At 49.5% G+C, this 15959-nt stretch carries 20 protein-coding genes; 4 read left to right on the forward strand and 16 right to left on the reverse strand.

What is annotated here, in order from left to right; translation table 11 throughout:
- Positions 1-58: 58 nt before the first annotated feature.
- The 3 genes from secF to JG50_RS0100715 form a co-directional block, all read right to left on the reverse strand.
- Entirely contained in the window at positions 59-967 is a 909-nt protein-coding gene (secF, locus tag JG50_RS20550) for a protein translocase subunit SecF (protein ID WP_235281571.1), read from the reverse strand.
- Positions 957-2183, reverse strand: coding sequence for a protein translocase subunit SecD (gene secD / locus JG50_RS20555; RefSeq protein WP_232330884.1), 1227 nt, complete (start codon positions 2181-2183; stop codon positions 957-959). The genes secF and secD overlap by 11 nt, the downstream gene beginning before the upstream one ends.
- Before the next feature lie 156 nt (positions 2184-2339).
- The gene (locus JG50_RS0100715) at positions 2340-2627 is read right to left on the reverse strand and encodes a post-transcriptional regulator (protein ID WP_309485150.1); all 288 of its coding nucleotides are present in this window, start codon (positions 2625-2627) and stop codon (positions 2340-2342) included.
- 157 nt (positions 2628-2784) lie between these two features.
- Here JG50_RS0100715 and spoVB point away from each other — a divergent pair, with 157 nt between their 5' ends.
- Entirely contained in the window at positions 2785-4386 is a 1602-nt protein-coding gene (gene spoVB / locus JG50_RS0100720) for a stage V sporulation protein B (protein WP_033099190.1), read from the forward strand.
- A 35-nt stretch (positions 4387-4421) separates the two neighbouring features.
- Here the strand turns inward: spoVB and JG50_RS0100725 are convergent, their stop codons facing one another.
- The gene (locus JG50_RS0100725) at positions 4422-5108 is read right to left on the reverse strand and encodes a DUF421 domain-containing protein (protein ID WP_033099191.1); all 687 of its coding nucleotides are present in this window, start codon (positions 5106-5108) and stop codon (positions 4422-4424) included.
- A 196-nt stretch (positions 5109-5304) separates the two neighbouring features.
- Between JG50_RS0100725 and JG50_RS0100730 the strand changes: the two genes are divergently transcribed.
- Complete coding sequence (locus JG50_RS0100730; protein WP_033099192.1) at positions 5305-5703, forward strand: TIGR04086 family membrane protein; 399 nt, start codon at positions 5305-5307, stop codon at positions 5701-5703.
- 33 nt (positions 5704-5736) lie between these two features.
- Here the strand turns inward: JG50_RS0100730 and yajC are convergent, their stop codons facing one another.
- The 7 genes from yajC to ruvC form a co-directional block, all read right to left on the reverse strand.
- Positions 5737-6054: a preprotein translocase subunit YajC gene (gene yajC / locus JG50_RS0100735; RefSeq protein ID WP_033099193.1), complete on the reverse strand. Its 318-nt coding sequence runs from the start codon at positions 6052-6054 to the stop codon at positions 5737-5739.
- A gap of 35 nt (positions 6055-6089) precedes the next feature.
- On the reverse strand, positions 6090-7253 hold the full coding sequence (tgt, locus tag JG50_RS0100740) for a tRNA guanosine(34) transglycosylase Tgt (RefSeq protein WP_081943628.1): 1164 nt from the start codon (positions 7251-7253) through the stop codon (positions 6090-6092).
- Positions 7254-7352: 99 nt separating this feature from the next.
- Positions 7353-8387, reverse strand: a complete 1035-nt coding sequence (gene queA, locus JG50_RS0100745; protein ID WP_033099195.1) for a tRNA preQ1(34) S-adenosylmethionine ribosyltransferase-isomerase QueA — start codon at positions 8385-8387, stop codon at positions 7353-7355.
- Positions 8388-8434: 47 nt separating this feature from the next.
- A complete protein-coding gene (locus tag JG50_RS0100750) occupies positions 8435-8653 on the reverse strand; it encodes a DUF2905 domain-containing protein (RefSeq protein ID WP_033099196.1) in 219 nt (72 codons plus the stop codon).
- Complete coding sequence (ruvB, locus tag JG50_RS0100755) at positions 8650-9648, reverse strand: Holliday junction branch migration DNA helicase RuvB (protein ID WP_033099197.1); 999 nt, start codon at positions 9646-9648, stop codon at positions 8650-8652. The genes JG50_RS0100750 and ruvB overlap by 4 nt, the downstream gene beginning before the upstream one ends.
- Before the next feature lie 12 nt (positions 9649-9660).
- Positions 9661-10275 (reverse strand): Holliday junction branch migration protein RuvA, encoded by a 615-nt coding sequence (gene ruvA, locus JG50_RS0100760; protein WP_033099198.1) that lies wholly within the window; start codon positions 10273-10275, stop codon positions 9661-9663.
- Positions 10272-10778 (reverse strand): crossover junction endodeoxyribonuclease RuvC, encoded by a 507-nt coding sequence (ruvC, locus tag JG50_RS0100765; protein WP_033099199.1) that lies wholly within the window; start codon positions 10776-10778, stop codon positions 10272-10274. Before ruvC ends, ruvA begins: the two co-directional genes overlap by 4 nt.
- Positions 10779-10851: 73 nt before the next feature.
- Here ruvC and JG50_RS20835 point away from each other — a divergent pair, with 73 nt between their 5' ends.
- Positions 10852-10986 carry a hypothetical protein gene (locus tag JG50_RS20835; RefSeq protein WP_255517781.1) on the forward strand — a complete coding sequence of 45 codons (135 nt, stop codon included), beginning with the start codon at positions 10852-10854 and terminating at the stop codon, positions 10984-10986.
- Between the two features lie 134 nt (positions 10987-11120).
- On the opposite strand, the gene JG50_RS0100770 is transcribed toward JG50_RS20835, so the two are convergent.
- Positions 11121-12053: a polysaccharide deacetylase family protein gene (locus JG50_RS0100770; protein ID WP_232336301.1), complete on the reverse strand. Its 933-nt coding sequence runs from the start codon at positions 12051-12053 to the stop codon at positions 11121-11123.
- A gap of 233 nt (positions 12054-12286) precedes the next feature.
- Entirely contained in the window at positions 12287-12871 is a 585-nt protein-coding gene (locus JG50_RS0100775; protein WP_033099352.1) for a class I SAM-dependent methyltransferase, read from the reverse strand.
- 244 nt (positions 12872-13115) lie between these two features.
- On the opposite strand from JG50_RS0100775, the gene JG50_RS0100780 reads away from it, so the two are divergent.
- Positions 13116-14051 carry a DMT family transporter gene (locus JG50_RS0100780; RefSeq protein WP_033099353.1) on the forward strand — a complete coding sequence of 312 codons (936 nt, stop codon included), beginning with the start codon at positions 13116-13118 and terminating at the stop codon, positions 14049-14051.
- Positions 14052-14095: 44 nt separating this feature from the next.
- Here the strand turns inward: JG50_RS0100780 and JG50_RS19875 are convergent, their stop codons facing one another.
- The 3 genes from JG50_RS19875 to JG50_RS0100790 all read right to left on the reverse strand — a co-directional run bounded on the left by JG50_RS19875 (position 14096) and on the right by JG50_RS0100790 (position 15903).
- Complete coding sequence (locus JG50_RS19875) at positions 14096-14269, reverse strand: hypothetical protein (RefSeq protein ID WP_160173775.1); 174 nt, start codon at positions 14267-14269, stop codon at positions 14096-14098.
- 111 nt (positions 14270-14380) lie between these two features.
- Positions 14381-15109 (reverse strand): sporulation protein, encoded by a 729-nt coding sequence (locus JG50_RS0100785; protein WP_033099200.1) that lies wholly within the window; start codon positions 15107-15109, stop codon positions 14381-14383.
- A gap of 257 nt (positions 15110-15366) precedes the next feature.
- Positions 15367-15903, reverse strand: a complete 537-nt coding sequence (locus JG50_RS0100790) for a DUF1572 family protein (RefSeq protein ID WP_033099201.1) — start codon at positions 15901-15903, stop codon at positions 15367-15369.
- Positions 15904-15959 lie beyond the last annotated feature (56 nt).

Raw genomic sequence — 15959 nt, forward strand, 5'->3', positions numbered from 1 at the left:
ACAAAGAAGTTTTCTCCCATCACAAAAAAAAACCGTGGTTTCCCACGGCCTGACATTTTTATTCGGTTGCCAAACGCTTCTGTTTCTGCTTTTGCAGCGAATGCCATTTCCACACGATCCAGATCGGGCTGGCGACAAAAATCGAAGAATAAGCGCCGGAGATCAATCCAAACAAGAGAGCGAGCGAGAAATTGCTGATGCTTTCCCCACCGAGGAGCCAGAGTGCAAATGCGGCGAAGACGACAGTCAAAACGGTGTTGATCGAGCGCACCAGTGTCTGATTGATACTGGTATTGACCACTTCCGCCAGCTCGTCCCACGTTTTGGGTTTGTGTAAATCCATGTTTTCGCGGATACGGTCGAAAATTACGATGGTATCGTTAATCGAATAACCGACGATGGTCAACACGGCCGCCACGAAGACGAGATCCACTTCGATGCGGAACAGTGAAAACATCCCAATGATAAAGAGTGCATCGTATAACAGGGACAATACGGCCGCCACGGCAAAGCGATATTCAAATCGTAAAGAAACATAAATGATGATGCAAACCGCAGCGATCAAAACGGCAATCATCGCATTGCGGGCCGTCTCCAATCCGATGATCGGATCGACTTTTTGCTCCTGGACGCTGACATTTTTGTTAAAGGCCTTACTGAAATTATCGCGGATTTTTTTCACTTCATCCGGTGACAAAACCTTATCCGTGCGGAAGATCAAAATCTCTTTTTGCGGTCCGCCCACGCGGATATTGGGCTTTTGATACCCTAAATCTTCAAGAACGGTCCGCGATTTTTCCAAACTGACATTTGGTGCGATGGTAATATCAATCCGCGTACCGCTCTTAAAATCAACCCCGAGGTTTAACCCTTGCACGAGAAGAGATAGCACCGACACCAGCACGATCGCAATCGTAACGATGAAATACTTGTTCCGGTGTTTCACGATATCCAACTTATAGGTCACTGATCTCATCCTCTCTTACCCTGAACAGGCCCGGGCTTTTCAGCACATTGGAACGGACGAGCAGGTTAATCAAGATCCGGGACAAGGCAACGGCCGTGATAAAGCTGACCACAATGCCGGTGATGAGCGAAACGGAAAAACCTTTGACCCCTGCCGTACCGTAGATAAACAAAACGGCGCCGGCAATCACCGTCGTGATGTTGGAGTCGAAAATGGTGAGGAACGAACGCTTTGATCCGGAGCGAACCGAAGCCGCGATGCTCTTGCCCGCACGGAGTTCTTCGCGAATCCGTTCATTCATGATGATGTTGGCATCGACGGCCATCCCGATTCCCAGGATAAACGCGGCAATTCCCGGCAGTGTCAATGTAACATGGAGCAGCATGAATGCCAGCAGAACGAGGTAGCTGTAAGCGATGAGCGTAATAACCGCGATGAACCCCGGTAAACGGTAAAAACCGATTACGAAGATGAAGATCGCCAGCACAGCCAACAATCCGGCAATTAAACTCTGCTTCAGCGAATCGGCACCCAGACTGGCGTCGACCGCATAACTGGAAATTTCCTTCAGTTTGAGCGGAATCGCACCGGCATTCAAAAGGTCGGCCAGTGTTTGCGCCTCTTTCACCGTCTTCTGGCCGGTAATCTGCGCTTCTCCGGCGGTGATCACCTGTTGCACGACCGGATCGCTGATCTTCTGGTCATCCAGATAGATCCCGACCGGTTGCCCAAGGTAAGTGCGCGTCACATTCTCAAACTTGCTCGGATTTTTGAATCGAATGGAGACGACGGGGGCACCCGCCTGGTCATACTCCAATTTGGCGCTGCCCGGCTTGATATCGGTGCCGGACAAGAGCACTTTCCCATCGGGAGAACGGAATGTCAGTTTGGCTTGTCTGCCCAGAAGCTCCCGCGCTTTGGCCTGGTCTTTCACCCCGGCCAGTTGCACCCGAATCCGGTTCGGAGGTTCAACCGTGATATCCGGCTCGGACACACCCAGGACGTTTACCCGATTGTTAAGCGCAGCGGCAGTATCTTTAAGCGCTTCCGTGCCCGGGTTTTTCTGTTCAGTTTGATAAAGCACCTCAAACCCGCCTTGCAGATCCAGCCCTTTGGTAATATGGTTCCATATGTAGCTAGTGGTTGTTGCGACCAGAGCGAGAATCGCAACCACTAGGAGGATGAAAATGGTCAATTTTCCCTTTCGCACACTCATTTAAAGCTCCTCCTTTATGTAAAACACCATAATTCTAATTATCCTTTCTAGCCTGGGCAATGTCAATTTAGAAGACCGAGATGACTTAATTCCATTTCAAATCAAAAGAAGCGGCTCCCCTAACGAACCATAGGGCGCCGCTTTATTCAAGTCGGATCAGTCTTTATATACGGAGAGCATTAACCAGTTCATAAACCGATTTGCTTTCAATGACATGATATCGTTAACCAAACGGTTTAAGCGCGGCCAACCCCTGCGGTAGTTTTCCGACACACAGGCCCAGATTTGCTCACCCGTCACATTTTCATACCCGTACATTCGAAACTCTTCCGCTTTGATGTTACAAAGATCTTCAATACATCTCATCAGTTCCTTTTCGCTCAGAAGCTCGACCGAGTGGGTTTTTTGGTGGCTTACCGGTTTTAGTGCACCATATTTGGCCATAGCGTTCCTCCTCACCTGTTATGACTTCTCTTTCTTACATCGTTTTCGTTTTGGACTATTAAAAATCCTACTTTCCATTCTACCTGATTTTTTAGGTATGAGCGGCCCGGACAAGTCATAGATTTTAGTAACCTTTTGTGAAGGAGGGGCCAGAAGGGTGAACAAGGGTTTCCTACGCGGTACACTCATTCTCGTCGGAGCAGGTCTGATAACCAAAGTTCTCGGGTTCGTCTACCGGATCGCTCTTTCCCGGATCATCGGTGACGAAGGAATGGGACTGTTTCAAATGGCCTTTCCGATTCTGGTCTTTACCATCGTCGTCACCACCGCAGGATTGCCCGTGGCCATTTCTAAACTGGTTTCCGAAGCGGAAGCCAAAGGGGAAGAAGAACGGATTCGCTCCATTTTAATCGTATCGGTCTTTATTGTGATCATCACCAGTACCGTGATCACCGCTTCTGTCCTGCTGGGCGCCCCATGGATCGCCAAAACATTGCTCACGGATGAGCGGGCCATCTATGCGCTCCTGGGCATCGCGCCGATTATCCCGATCATCGCCGTCTCGTCCATATTTCGCGGGTATTTTCAGGGCAGGCAAAATATGAGCCCTTATGCTTTTTCCACCATCGTGGAGCAATCGGTTCGGATTTTCACTGTGCTCCTGCTGGCAAAATATCTGCTTCCCTACGGAATCGAATTCGCCGCAGCCGGTGCGATGATCGGGATGGTGATCGGAGAGTTTACCGGTATGGTTTATCTTCTTTACTCGTTTAAGAAAGATCCGACGCGCCCCCGGTTGCGCCTGATCTTTTCCAGACAGCCTTCGGTCAGCACACGTGGGAAAAAGGGCTCTTATCTCAGTGCTTTTGGCCGGACTGTTCGCGCTCTCTTGCGCTTGGCCATTCCCGTCACGGCCAGCCGCCTTGTTGGTTCGTTTTCTTATGCCATTGAGCCGATTGTCGTCTCCCAGAGTTTGGCTTTGGCCGGATATGTAACCGCCACGGCGACTGCTCTCTATGGACAACTGGAAGGAATGGCCATTCCGATTACCTTTTTTCCGGCGTTTATCACTTATGCCTTGTCCGTTTCACTCGTTCCGGCGATCAGTGAAGCAGAGGCGCAAAACAATCAACGTCTGGTGGAACACCGGCTGCAACAGGCGATCCGGCTCTCCTTAATTGTGACGGCTCCCTGCGCCCTTCTCTTGTTTCTCTTGGCCGAACCCTTATCTGTTTTACTCTTTCGTCAAGCCGATGTCGCCCGTCTGATTCAAATCATGGCCCCCTTTACCATCATTCACGCCTTGCAAGGCCCGTTCGCCTCCGTTCTGCAAGGATTGGACCGGGCGAACTTACCCATGCGAAACTCGATTATCGGGGCCTTGATCAAAACCGTTCTCATCTTATTGCTGGCTTCCAGACCTGAACTCGGGATCGACGGAGTGGCACTGGCGATCAACTGCGGCATCGTGATTGTGACTTCTCTTCATTTTATTGATATCGTCCGGCTCATCCCTTTCAGCATCCGCGTCAAAGAGTACGGAAAACTCATTCTGGCCGTCGTGGTGACGGGTTTCGCCGCCTATCAGGGAATGGCATTAACCAAGCAAATGTCCTTGCTTTCAAGCACTTTGCTCATCATGGCTATGAGCATGGGAGTTTACCTCTGCTGCTTAATCTTTTTATCCCTCATTCGCAAAGAAGATGTGCTTCGGATTCCCGTCATCGGAAAATGGATGGCGTTCCTGCTGCCACAATAAGCAAAACGGGCCGGTTTTTCATGACCGCCCGTTTTTTATCTGGTTTGATTATCTTTTCCATCAATGAATAATTTCCCTTCATAGTTGATGCTGGCATAATAGATTTCTTTAAAATCCCTGTACCCTTGTTTTTGAATCTCGTTTTTCAGCCAAAACCGCGTTTTCCCGATCTGTCTGAGCCCCTGTTCCTGCACTTTTCCGTCCAAAATCAATGTGATCGGCATTTGAAACGGCCGCAGTAACGGAAGAACATCTTCCTTCATCACCGGCCGCTTTTCCTCCCGGGGGAAAACGCTTAATCTTCCTGTAGTTTCCAATATTGCAAACTCTACATCTGAAACATCCGCGATATTCTTTTCACGCAACTGCAATAACAAATCATCAATGTTATAACGGGCTTTGGCCATCTCGGCATCCAGGATTTTCCCGTTTTTCACCAGGACGAGCGGCTTCCCGTCAACGAGCTGTCTCACTTTCCTGCTCTTGAGCGACAAATAGGAAAGAACGATTTGCAAAGCGGCCAAGGTGACGATGGCAATCATGCCATTGATCAGCGGTTCATGGGATCGCTCAATCGCCATGGCTGAAATATCGGCAATCATGAAGGAAACAATCAAATCGATAATGGTTAATTTTCCGATTTCCCGTTTCCCCATTAAACGCATGATAATGAGAAGAAACAGATAGATAAAAACCGTTCTCAGCAATATAGAACCAATCACCCCGGCACCTCCTTTCCCCCATAGGTTTCACCAACGAAAACCGTTTTATGAATGACGCAAAAGGTGATATTTTAATCCAAGCCTTCATAACATGTACCAGTGCGGAAGATCTTTTCGCGGAAAAGGAGGTGCAGCCTGCTGCGTGGAATTCTCGGCACAAAAGGGCCGGACCCACAGTGACGGCAGGTGAACTTGTATGAAAGAAGCCTGGTTCGATTCCGCCAAAAAAGGGTGGCAATCCCCGTGGATTATCGGACAATTGTTCATTTGGGGCATCATCTTTATCGGTTCCTTTATCGTCGCCATCTTTTTGCGCTACTCTTCGCTCGAATCCGCTGACATCCCCATACTCTCTTACATATTAAACGGGCTGGCCTTATTTGCCGGAGGTTTTGTCGCCGGCAAAAAGTCGGGAAAAAGAGGGCTGTACTATGGCGCTGCCCAAGGCATCATCTATGTAGCCATCCTTTTGTTGATCGGATTTCTCGCCTTTGATTCCCTGACAACGTTTCATCCTTTTATGTTCAGCGCCTTCGCAATCGGCCTCAGTTCGCTCGGGGGAATTTTGGGGGTAAATAACAGCAAAAGCTCCTGACCCAGTTTTGGGCCGGAGCTTTTTCTTTCACGCTTAACTTTCTTTCACTTCTTGCGGTTTTGCCTCCGCTTTCTTTGTTTCCTGCTTCTCCTCGACATTGGTGACACGGTCGATCGCGTGACGTTCAAAGGTAATGCGTGTATTGTCGCTCACTTTCAATGTGACTTTCTCTTCGTTCAGATCCACGACGGTGCCGTGAATGCCGCCTGCCGTGATCACCTTGTCCCCTTTGCGCAAATTGTTCAGCATTTCCATCTTCGCTTTTCGCTGGCGGTTGTTGGGACGGATGATCAGGAAATAGAAAATGAGCAGAAACAAAACGAGCGGGGCCAATTGAGTGAGCATATTCATTTACAAAACTCCTTCCATCAAATCATTTGCTGGAATCAAAAGGCTCTCTCCGGAGTGAGTGAACCATAATATTTCATCATAAACGAATCACGGAAATCGAGAAGCCGGTCTTCCCTGATGGCCTGTCGCACTTTCTCCATCAGCCTCAGGAGGAAATACAAGTTGTGATAGGTGGTAAGCCTCAGTCCAAACGTCTCATCCGCTTTAATCAAATGCCGTAGATACGCGCGCGAGTAGTTGCGGCAGGTATAGCAATCGCATTCGGGATCAAGCGGGGTAAAATCGCGAGCATATTTGGCATTGCGCACAACGACTCGTCCCTGACTGGTCATCGCCGTCCCGTTGCGGGCAATTCGCGTTGGCAAAACGCAGTCGAACATGTCAATTCCATAAACAGCTCCCTGAATCAGCGCGTCAGGAGAACCGACTCCCATCAGGTAACGCGGTTTATCCTTTGGCATGAGCGGCGTGGTATAAGACAGCACTTCATACATTAATTCCTTGGACTCCCCTACGCTAAGACCACCGACCGCGTAACCGGGCAAATCGAGTTCGGCCAGCTGCTGTGCGCTCTCTTTGCGCAAATCCTGATGCATTCCCCCTTGGATGATCCCGAACAGCGCTTGCTCCTCCGGTCGGCGATGGGCCTTGATGCAGCGTTTCAACCAGCGGTAAGTCCGCTCGGTCGAAGCTTTCACGTACTCCCTGTCGGCCGGATAAGGCGGACACTCGTCAAATGCCATAATGATATCGGCACCCAATGCATTTTGAATCTCCATTGCTTTTTCCGGCCCGATAAACAGTTTCTCGCCGTTTAAGTGTGATCGGAACGTGACGCCTTCTTCGGTGATATCGCGCAATTTGCTCAGGCTGAACACTTGGAAACCGCCGCTGTCGGTCAAAATGGCACGATCCCAGTTCATAAACGAGTGCAGCCCGCCTGCTTCTTTCACGATCTCGTGCCCCGGCCGCAAAAAGAGATGATAGGTATTGCTCAAAATAATGCCCGCTCCCATCTCTTTCAATTCTTCCGGGCTCATTGTCTTCACCGTCGCCAACGTTCCCACCGGCATAAAAATCGGGGTATCAATCACCCCGTGCGGAGTATGTAAACGTCCCAGCCGGGCACCGGACTGCTTACATTCTTTGATTAATTCATATCGAACGGCCAAGATGCTTCCTCCTGTTACAAATCCCATTCTAACTTAATTCACATTCTCCTGCTACCCATTATAGAAAAGACTGATCCCAAATAACAAGTTCGCTTCTTTAAAAATTGCTTCAACCCGGAATGCAGGCTAAATGATCAACATGGCATCCCCAAAACTGAAGAAACGATAACGCTCCTTCACGGCCTCCTCGTAAGCGGCCAGAATCAGTTCGCGTGAAGCAAAAGCGCTGACAAGCATCAACAAAGTGGACTGGGGCAGGTGAAAGTTGGTCAACAGCGCATCCACAACTTTGTATGTAAATCCCGGATAAATAAAAATATCCGTCCAGCCGCTGTCAGCACGCACTTCTCCGTCAAATCGTCGCGCCACCGTTTCGAGCGTGCGGACGGAAGTGGTTCCGACCGCCACCACTTTGTTTCCCCGCTGCTTCGCTTCCCGGATCACCCCGGCTGCTTCCTCGCTGATCTCATAATACTCGGCGTGCATGTAGTGATCCTCGATGCGCTCCACCGTAACCGGGCGGAATGTTCCCAGGCCGACGTGCAGAGTGATAAAGACCACCTTGACCCCCATGGCACGAATTTCATCCAACAAGCTTTCGGTAAAATGAAGCCCGGCTGTCGGCGCGGCGGCTGAACCGACCACTTTTGAAAACACCGTTTGGTAGCGTTCCGGGTCATCCAACTGCTCGTGGATATAGGGAGGCAACGGCATTTGCCCCAATTCCTCAAACAATTTTTCCACATCTTCCGCCTCATATTGCAACCGGAAAATGCGGCCGCCTGCCACTTCCGTCTGTTCTTCGGCGATGGCCTGCAACCGGCCGTTTCCAAAACGGATCCGGGTCCCTTCTTTCACCCGTTTGCTCGGCCGAACCAATGCTTCCCACCGGTCATTCCCCAACGGTTTTAAAAGAAGCAATTCGATTTTGGCTCCGGTCTCCTCTTTTTCCCCGATCAGGCGGGAGGGACGCACCCGGCTGTCGTTTAACACCAAAACATCGCCAGGATGCAAATAGTTGATGATATCGGGAAAACGGGCATGCGTCCATGTTCCCGTCGCCCGGTTGACTACCATCAGGCGGGAGCCGGTGCGTTCGGGAGCAGGCTTTTGGGCAATCATTTCTTTCGGCAGTTTAAAGTCATACATTGATACATCCATGTCAAATCCCCATCCTTCCGAGCCTCAAAAAGAAATCGCCCGTTTGCTTAGCGAAACAGGCGAAAAAAATAGCTGATCAACGTTAAGATCACACTGATGACGATACAAGTGACAATCGGAAAGTAAAATTTCACATTTTCCTTTTCAATCACAATATCGCCTGGCAAGCGGCCCAACGGAAAAAATTTGCCTCCGGTCTGCCAGAGAAGACCGAGCAAAAACAAAATAACGCCGGCCAGCATCAACATTTTTGCCACCGAATTCATTTTGGCCACTCCATTCCAAAATGCTTCAGGCAACGCTCTGTTACCATCCGCCCGCGCGGCGTTCGCTGCAAAAAGCCGATCTGCATCAGATAAGGCTCGTACACATCTTCAATCGTGTGCGCTTCTTCTCCGATGGTCGCCGCCAACGTATCCAGACCGACAGGGCCGCCGCGAAACTTTTCAATGATGGACATCAACAGGCGATGGTCCACATGGTCAAGCCCCATCCGGTCAACCTGAATCCGGTCAAGAGCATCACGGGCGCTGTCACCGGTAATGACTCCGTCACCGGCCACCTGCACAAAATCGCGCACCCGCTTGAGCAGCCGGTTGGCAATGCGCGGTGTCCCCCTAGCCCGGGAAGCGATTTCCACCGCTCCGTCTTCCATGATCTTTACTTGTAACAGATCTGCTGCCCGTTCCACAATCAGCGTCAGCTCATCTATCGTATAGTATTCCAATCGGGCGACGACTCCAAACCGGTCTCGCAACGGAGAAGATAGCGAACCGGCGCGCGTGGTCGCCCCGACGAGCGTAAACGGCGGCAAATCCAGACGGACGGAGCGTGCACTCGGTCCCTTGCCGATCATGATATCCAGGGCAAAATCCTCCATGGCCGCATATAACACTTCCTCCACGGACCGGTTTAACCGGTGGATTTCATCGATAAACAACAGATCATGGGGACCCAAATTGGTCAGGATCGCCGCCAAATCCCCCGGCCGTTCAATTGCGGGCCCCGAGGTGATGCGAATGGACACGCCCAATTCATTGGCGATAATATTGGACAACGTGGTCTTCCCCAGTCCGGGCGGGCCGTATAAAAGCACATGATCGAGGGCTTCCCCGCGCATTTTCGCTGCTTCAATATAGATCTTCAAATTTTCCTTCACCCGGGACTGTCCTATGTATTCGCTGAAATAACGAGGGCGCAGGCTGTATTCGACCATCTCATCTTCACCCGTCATCTTCGCGGAGATGATCCGTTCCTCCATGTCTCACCCTCCTCATTTTTTCATCATCAACTGCAGTGCTTTTTTAATCCACTCTTCGGTGCTCAGGCTTGACTCCGCTGATTTTTCTGCTTCTTGCGCTGCCCAATCCGCTTCTTCCTCATTATAGCCGAGAGCCAACAAGGCGGCAATCACATCGCGACGGGCGCTGAAGTCACTTGGTGGTTCACTGTTTTCTTGCAGGGGCAGTGTACTTTCGGAATACCCCCAAGCCAGCTTTTTCAGTTTATCCTTCAGGTCCAATATCAGGCGTTGCGCCGTTTTTTTGCCGACACCGGGCAGCTTCGTCAATGTTTTAAGATCCTCCAGTTGAATGGCGCTGATCAATTGTTTCGGTGTCATCCCCGATAACATCGCCAGCGCAGCCTTGGGGCCCACGCCTGACACTTCCAGCAACAGCCGGAACAAATCCCGCTCGCTTCGCGTTGGAAAACCGTATAGCAACTGGGCATCTTCACGCACGACAAAATGCGTCGACAAATAAACCTCCTCCCCTTCCTCAAACCGGAAAGGGTTGGGCACAAACACCTGATAACCCAGGCCGTTCACGTTGATAGCGACATAATCCGATTCCCGGTATTCGACCGTTCCTTTGACAAACTCAATCATCGTTTCGCTCCCCATTTGCTCCATTTATGTATAACAGACGACGAATGGGCTTCGCAGATGGCAATGGCCAATGCATCCGCCACATCATCCGGTTTCGGCACTCTTGGAAGTCCAAGCAGCACCTTCACCATTTCCTGCACTTGCTTTTTCTCGGCCTGGCCGTAGCCAACGACAGCCATTTTCACCTGAAGCGGCGTGTACTCGGTAATCGGGATGTTCGCTTCTTCCGCGGCCAGCATCATCACCCCGCGCGCCTGGCCGACTGTAAAAGCGGTGGTGACATTCCGGTTGAAAAACAGCTTTTCAATGGCCACCACGTCAGGACGATGCTCCGCAAACAACTTCGTACAGGCGTCGTAAATCTGCTTCAGCCGTGTGGCAGTGCTTAAACCCGCCTCTGTTTGAATGCTTCCGTATTCGACCGGTTTTAACTGATTTCCCTTCTGATCGAGAATACCGAAGCCGACGATGGCAATCCCCGGGTCGATCCCCATTATACGCATGTTTCTCCCCTCTCCTGAAGCGAACACTCATTCTCTTCGGACGATTATACCATAAAACAGGGAGCGCCGGGGGATGAAATGGAATAAAGCCGGGCAAAGCATCGGCCGGACTGAAGATCGGACCCGATCGTTTATTGATTTCGACCGGCCACCACTGGCCGACTTAAGAACCTTGGCAGATCAAAAGCCGGCCAGCAACGCGCTTTGACGGAAAAAAAGCGGACGGCAGAAGATCACTCTCCTGCCGTCCGCATCTGCCCGGTATGTTCCGATCATTCGCTTCGAAATGGCAGGCGCTCTTTTGGCGAACCAAACCATTTCTCTTATGTTCACTTGTCGTTCTCATTGACTCACCTTGTTCGTATACTCTTCATAAGCAGGGATATTCAACAATTTGTCCACTGTCACAAATTCATATCCCTGCCCCCGAAAGTAATCGATCAAACCGGGAAGCACCTGAACCGTGGATTGCAGCTGCTTGCCCCCGGCGCAATGCTGCAGGATGATTCCGCCAGGGTCCGCTTCCCGTTTCACGGTGGCCATGATTTGCTCCGGAGACTGTCCGGCCCAATCGCGCGTATCAACACTCCACTGGATAATTTTAAAGTTTTTCTGCCCGAAGTGCTGTTCCAGCTGATCATTAATGGCTCCGTAAGGCGGGCGCAACAATAATGGCGATTTATGGATCGTTTGATAAATCAACTGATTGGTTTGGCCGATTTGCCTGTCGGTTTCCGGGTGTTTTAACTTCGTCAATTGGGGATGATTAAAAGAATGATTCCCGATCGTGTGCCCGTCGCGATCGATTTCCCTCAACATATCCGGATATTTCTTCACCATATTCCCGACGACAAAAAATGTGGCCGGAACCTGCTTCTGTTTAAGAATCTTCAAGATTTGCGGTGTAAATTCCCGATCCGGTCCGTCATCAAAAGTCAGGGCAATCTGTTTTTTGAATTTCGGGCCTTTAAAAACCATGGTCTTTTCTTTGATCCGATCCAATTCCGCCATCTGATCTTTGGTCATCGCCTCCTCGGGTTTGGCGACGGCCGGTTGTGCCTCACTTACCTGATGTTCGGGCGGCGGAAATCCCTTCGCTTGATTTTGCCGGCTTTCCTCTGCCATCTGACCCGCCTCTTGCGAAGACTTCCGCGAAACTTCAGATGGTCCGCGGTCTTTCGGCAGGGAACTCTCCTTCTTGGCACAAGCCGACACAAACAAAACCATGGCGAGCATAGCCCCCGTTACCCCTGCCACTCTCTTAAAACCGGTCATGTTGTAAACCACTCCCAAAGAAAAAGAAAGTGCGGCTAGTCACGCACTTTAAAAGAGACAAAATCCCTTCTATGATAACAAATTCCTTTCATATACGGGTTTATTCTAACACATCCGTTTCTTTTCGACAGCACTATTTTTATTTCCTAATGATCCGGTCTGTTGCAGCATTCTTTTAACAACAAATAAAAAAGGCTTTCTTTTTGGTCGAAAGCCTCAGGATAAACCTGTTGTCAACCCTTTTTCCGGCAATGGTAGACAAAGGCTGGCGGAAGATTGAAGGGGACAAAGGACAGATCCACCGTATGGAAACGATCCAGCAATTGTTTTCTCATCTGCAACGAATATTGGAATGTGATAAAGATGCCATCCGGTTTTAAGGCCCGGTACACACCCGTCAAAATCTGGTCCCGCAATGGCTGCGGCAAAACAGCAAAAGGCAATCCCGACAGAATTACGTCCACCTGCCCGGGTTCAATCCCGTTATCCGCCAACGACGGAATCAGTTCACAGGCGTTGTCACCAATGATAAAATCCGGAAAACGACGGATTAATCGTTCACGCAAATGGAGATCTTTTTCAAAAATCATCTTTTTGGCGCCTGATCGGGCCAATTTTTTTATGCCTTCAGTAAAAACCCCTGTTCCCGCTCCCAATTCCACCACTATCTCCGTGCGGGCCCAATCGACTTCCTTTAACATCGCCCGGGCCAAAAATCGGGAACTGGGAGTGACGCTTCCAACTGTTCTTGGAGAACGGAGAAATGAATAGAAAAAACGAAGGCGATCTGCAATCGCATGATCCATGAGCTGCAACATGAAAAACACCTTTCCGGCCACCATAAATCATAGTATTTTTATTGGATTTATGAGTATATAATAACACGAATAATTGTTAAAAAATATCCTTAAAACCCTTAAATCTGTCCAAAAAAGCCTTTTTTTAAATGTTTTCCTCAAAAAGGAAATTCCATTCATCCCCAACACAGGGCAAAATCCCGGAAAAAGTTTCTTGAATGAAGCGGATCTTTCCGGGAAAATGGAATCGAAAGGAGAGAAAACCATGCAAAAACGCTGGGTTGCCGATTTAACGTTGACAGGGATTGCCTTTGTCTGGGGAATTACCTTTGTGCTGGTGCAAGATGCAATTGCCACCCTTCCTCCGTTTCATTTCTTGATGATCCGCTTTGCCTTGGCGGCCTTTTTTCTTTTCATCTACCTGCTTTGTCGAAAACCGGAAAATTTATCAAAAAGCGACCGTAAACGAAATTGGACTGCCGGAGCCCTGTTGGGCTTGTTTCTGTTTTTGGGCTACGCCTTGCAAACCTTCAGCCTGCTCTATACCACTTCAGGCAAATCGGGATTTCTCACTGGCACTTCCGTGGCTCTGGTTCCGGTTTTTGCCCTTTTCATTCTGAGAGAAAAAATGAAATTTTCGTCCGCCATTGGAGCATTGCTTGCTCTTTGCGGCTTGTATCTCCTCGCCTTTACTGATTTCAGTTCTGTTAACTACGGAGATGTGCTCGCCTTTCTCTGTGCTATTTTTTTCGCTTTGCAAATTATTTATACCGGGAAATATACAAATTCCACTTCGATGATGCACCTGGTCACGATCCAACTGGCCACGGTGGCCGTGCTAAGCGGAATTTGCGCACTGTTCACTGAGCGGCGGACCATTTTCGCAGGGCTCGGGCACCTGTTCACGCCAGGGGTGATCATTGCGCTTGTGGTTACCTCTTTGTTTTGCACTTCACTCGCCTTTATCGCCCAAACTCATGTACAAAAACAAACGAGTCCGACAAAAGTAGCGCTCATCTTCTCCCTGGAACCCGTCTTTGCGGCGTTGGGAGATTACTTCTGGAACGGAATCGCATTGACCGGACGCTCCTTCCTCGGGTGTCTGTTTATTTTGGCCGGGATGATTTTGTCCGAACTTCCTGCCTCGTCATTCAGTTTTTTAAAAAGAAAAGCGGGGAAGAATCTCAAAAAAAACGGGTGACCTCCAAATGTAAGGTCACCCGCTTCACAAGTGAAGACCCAGGATCAGCGTTTTAACCAACCGAGCAGGGCAAAGATTTTCATCTCTTTTTCCGCTTTCTCTCTAACCTCATCGGACCATCGTTTCTCCCACTCTTCCCAGTCCCCTTTTCCTTCCTGGATCTCCAATACCTCCTGCAGGGCTTTTTCCAACTGAAAGTTTTTGATCAACCTGCCCATAACCCGTCTCTCCTGTTCCTGTTACACCTATTCAGGATCATATGCGCCAGCGCATGGGAACATGACGGGATTAAAAAAGCAGGAGAAGGACATTCTTCCCCTCACGCCGCCTTATTTTTGCTCCAACTGTTTTTGGAAGAACGCAGTCAATCGGGCTCCGTTATCCTGCAAATCCTCTTCATCCACGGTGAAGTTAACCCTTCTACGATCATCGACCGCATGATTTTCTTCATCTTTTTGCTTATGTAATTCCAATGCCATTATGCCTCCTCCAAAGTTGACCAGCCGCACATCGGACAGGTAATCATATTGCGACGGCAGCGAAAAGACAAACTCCTGATGGAAGGGACAGCCGCGCACTTTGTCGCCGGCAAATTCAGTCGTATGTCCGACATAGCTCAGATCCAGATCGAGGCGCTTCAGCGATTCGATGGCCAAATTCAAAAAGGGATGCGCTTCCACTGCGATAACATCGCGATCTTTCGGGTCGATGGCATAATCGATGGCCAATTCGGTACGCAATAAAATTTTGTAGTTTGGCGTAGTGATTGGCACATTTTCGGCCAGTGCAAAAGCAAACGGGATGGATCTTTTTTCATATGGGGCAATCACGCCGATCGGATTGATTTTTTGCTCCTGCCAGATGAAAGGAAAATGCTGGTCACCCACAATATCGACCAACAGCTGCAGATTGATCTCCTTGATCTCTTGTTCGACATCGCCCCCTTCGATCTCGATCAGGCCTTCAATCTCCTCCTCCTGGCGAAAGGTGGTTTTGTCCAGAACGGCATTTACTTTGGCCGAGCCGATTTTCATGCTGGCTAATATCTCTTTAAACATTGGTTCACTCTCCTGGCATGTCATGAATCAATGTGATGAAACGCAGTAATCGGGAAAAGCAGGGGCAGCCGGTTTGCATCAGCAAGCCTTCAACCCACCCCTATTACAGAATGGGGGCAAAAGGAACAAGGATATGCAAAAATGAAAACAGGAATGTTTTTACAGATGTTGACCGCTGAAAATCGGCGTTGCGCAGCCCGAACCGCAAATGATATGCGCGTCCTCCAACAATCCTTTGTTTTCAAACGGACGGCGCATCAATCCCGCGCCTCTTTTTGTTTTTGCCGGTTAAATTCCTCTGATTTTCCCTTGGGAATCGTCAAGCTGGCCCAATCCCGATCTTTCAGGGCTTTGGCGATAAAAACGATTTGCCCGATATGATAGGAATAGTGGTACATCTGACGCTCGATCGCCTGGATCACACTGTGTTTTTCACCACGAATGGTCACCGTTTTTGCCAGATCTTCTTCCGTCAGCGAAGTGAGTGCGTCAAAGACGGTTTCCCAGCCTTTGTCCCAATCAGCCATCATCGCTTCCAAGCTTTGATATCCATCCGTGAATTCCTCATCGCGGTTGCGCCATGGTTTTTCCCCATCCGTTCTTAAAAAATCCGTCCAGCGCGACAGCATATTTCCATGTAAATGCTTCACGATGACGGCAATGCTGTTGCTTTCCAACCCGATCTTTTTTTGGAGATCAGCGAAACTGCATTGCGCCATCGCACTTTCACCGGTTTGCTTCATTATGCGAAATTGCTTGATCACAACTGCAAGGTATTCGGTTGCCAATCCCATGTGCTTCCTCCTCGCCATCGGGTTGCCACTACGCAAAATGATATCATATCATTCAG

Origin of the sequence: Thermoactinomyces daqus (assembly GCF_000763315.1) — a bacterium.
Lineage (GTDB): Bacteria > Bacillota > Bacilli > Thermoactinomycetales > Thermoactinomycetaceae > Thermoactinomyces_A > Thermoactinomyces_A daqus.

Bases quoted from the DNA above. Each gene is read 5' to 3' on its own strand.
- secD (WP_232330884.1), bottom strand. From the start codon at position 2,183: ATGAGTGTGCGAAAGGGAAAATTGACCATTTTCATCCTCCTAGTGGTT.
- JG50_RS0100715 (WP_309485150.1), bottom strand. From the start codon at position 2,627: ATGGCCAAATATGGTGCACTAAAACCGGTAAGCCACCAAAAAACCCAC.
- JG50_RS0100730 (WP_033099192.1), top strand. From the start codon at position 5,305: ATGAAAGAAGCCTGGTTCGATTCCGCCAAAAAAGGGTGGCAATCCCCG.
- yajC (WP_033099193.1), bottom strand. From the start codon at position 6,054: ATGAATATGCTCACTCAATTGGCCCCGCTCGTTTTGTTTCTGCTCATT.
- tgt (WP_081943628.1), bottom strand. From the start codon at position 7,253: ATGGGATTTGTAACAGGAGGAAGCATCTTGGCCGTTCGATATGAATTA.
- queA (WP_033099195.1), bottom strand. From the start codon at position 8,387: ATGGATGTATCAATGTATGACTTTAAACTGCCGAAAGAAATGATTGCC.
- JG50_RS0100750 (WP_033099196.1), bottom strand. From the start codon at position 8,653: ATGAATTCGGTGGCAAAAATGTTGATGCTGGCCGGCGTTATTTTGTTT.
- ruvB (WP_033099197.1), bottom strand. From the start codon at position 9,648: ATGGAGGAACGGATCATCTCCGCGAAGATGACGGGTGAAGATGAGATG.
- ruvA (WP_033099198.1), bottom strand. From the start codon at position 10,275: ATGATTGAGTTTGTCAAAGGAACGGTCGAATACCGGGAATCGGATTAT.
- ruvC (WP_033099199.1), bottom strand. From the start codon at position 10,778: ATGCGTATAATGGGGATCGACCCGGGGATTGCCATCGTCGGCTTCGGT.
- JG50_RS20835 (WP_255517781.1), top strand. From the start codon at position 10,852: ATGAAATGGAATAAAGCCGGGCAAAGCATCGGCCGGACTGAAGATCGG.
- JG50_RS0100770 (WP_232336301.1), bottom strand. From the start codon at position 12,053: ATGACCGGTTTTAAGAGAGTGGCAGGGGTAACGGGGGCTATGCTCGCC.
- JG50_RS0100775 (WP_033099352.1), bottom strand. From the start codon at position 12,871: ATGTTGCAGCTCATGGATCATGCGATTGCAGATCGCCTTCGTTTTTTC.
- JG50_RS0100780 (WP_033099353.1), top strand. From the start codon at position 13,116: ATGCAAAAACGCTGGGTTGCCGATTTAACGTTGACAGGGATTGCCTTT.
- JG50_RS19875 (WP_160173775.1), bottom strand. From the start codon at position 14,269: ATGGGCAGGTTGATCAAAAACTTTCAGTTGGAAAAAGCCCTGCAGGAG.
- JG50_RS0100785 (WP_033099200.1), bottom strand. From the start codon at position 15,109: ATGTTTAAAGAGATATTAGCCAGCATGAAAATCGGCTCGGCCAAAGTA.
- JG50_RS0100790 (WP_033099201.1), bottom strand. From the start codon at position 15,903: ATGGGATTGGCAACCGAATACCTTGCAGTTGTGATCAAGCAATTTCGC.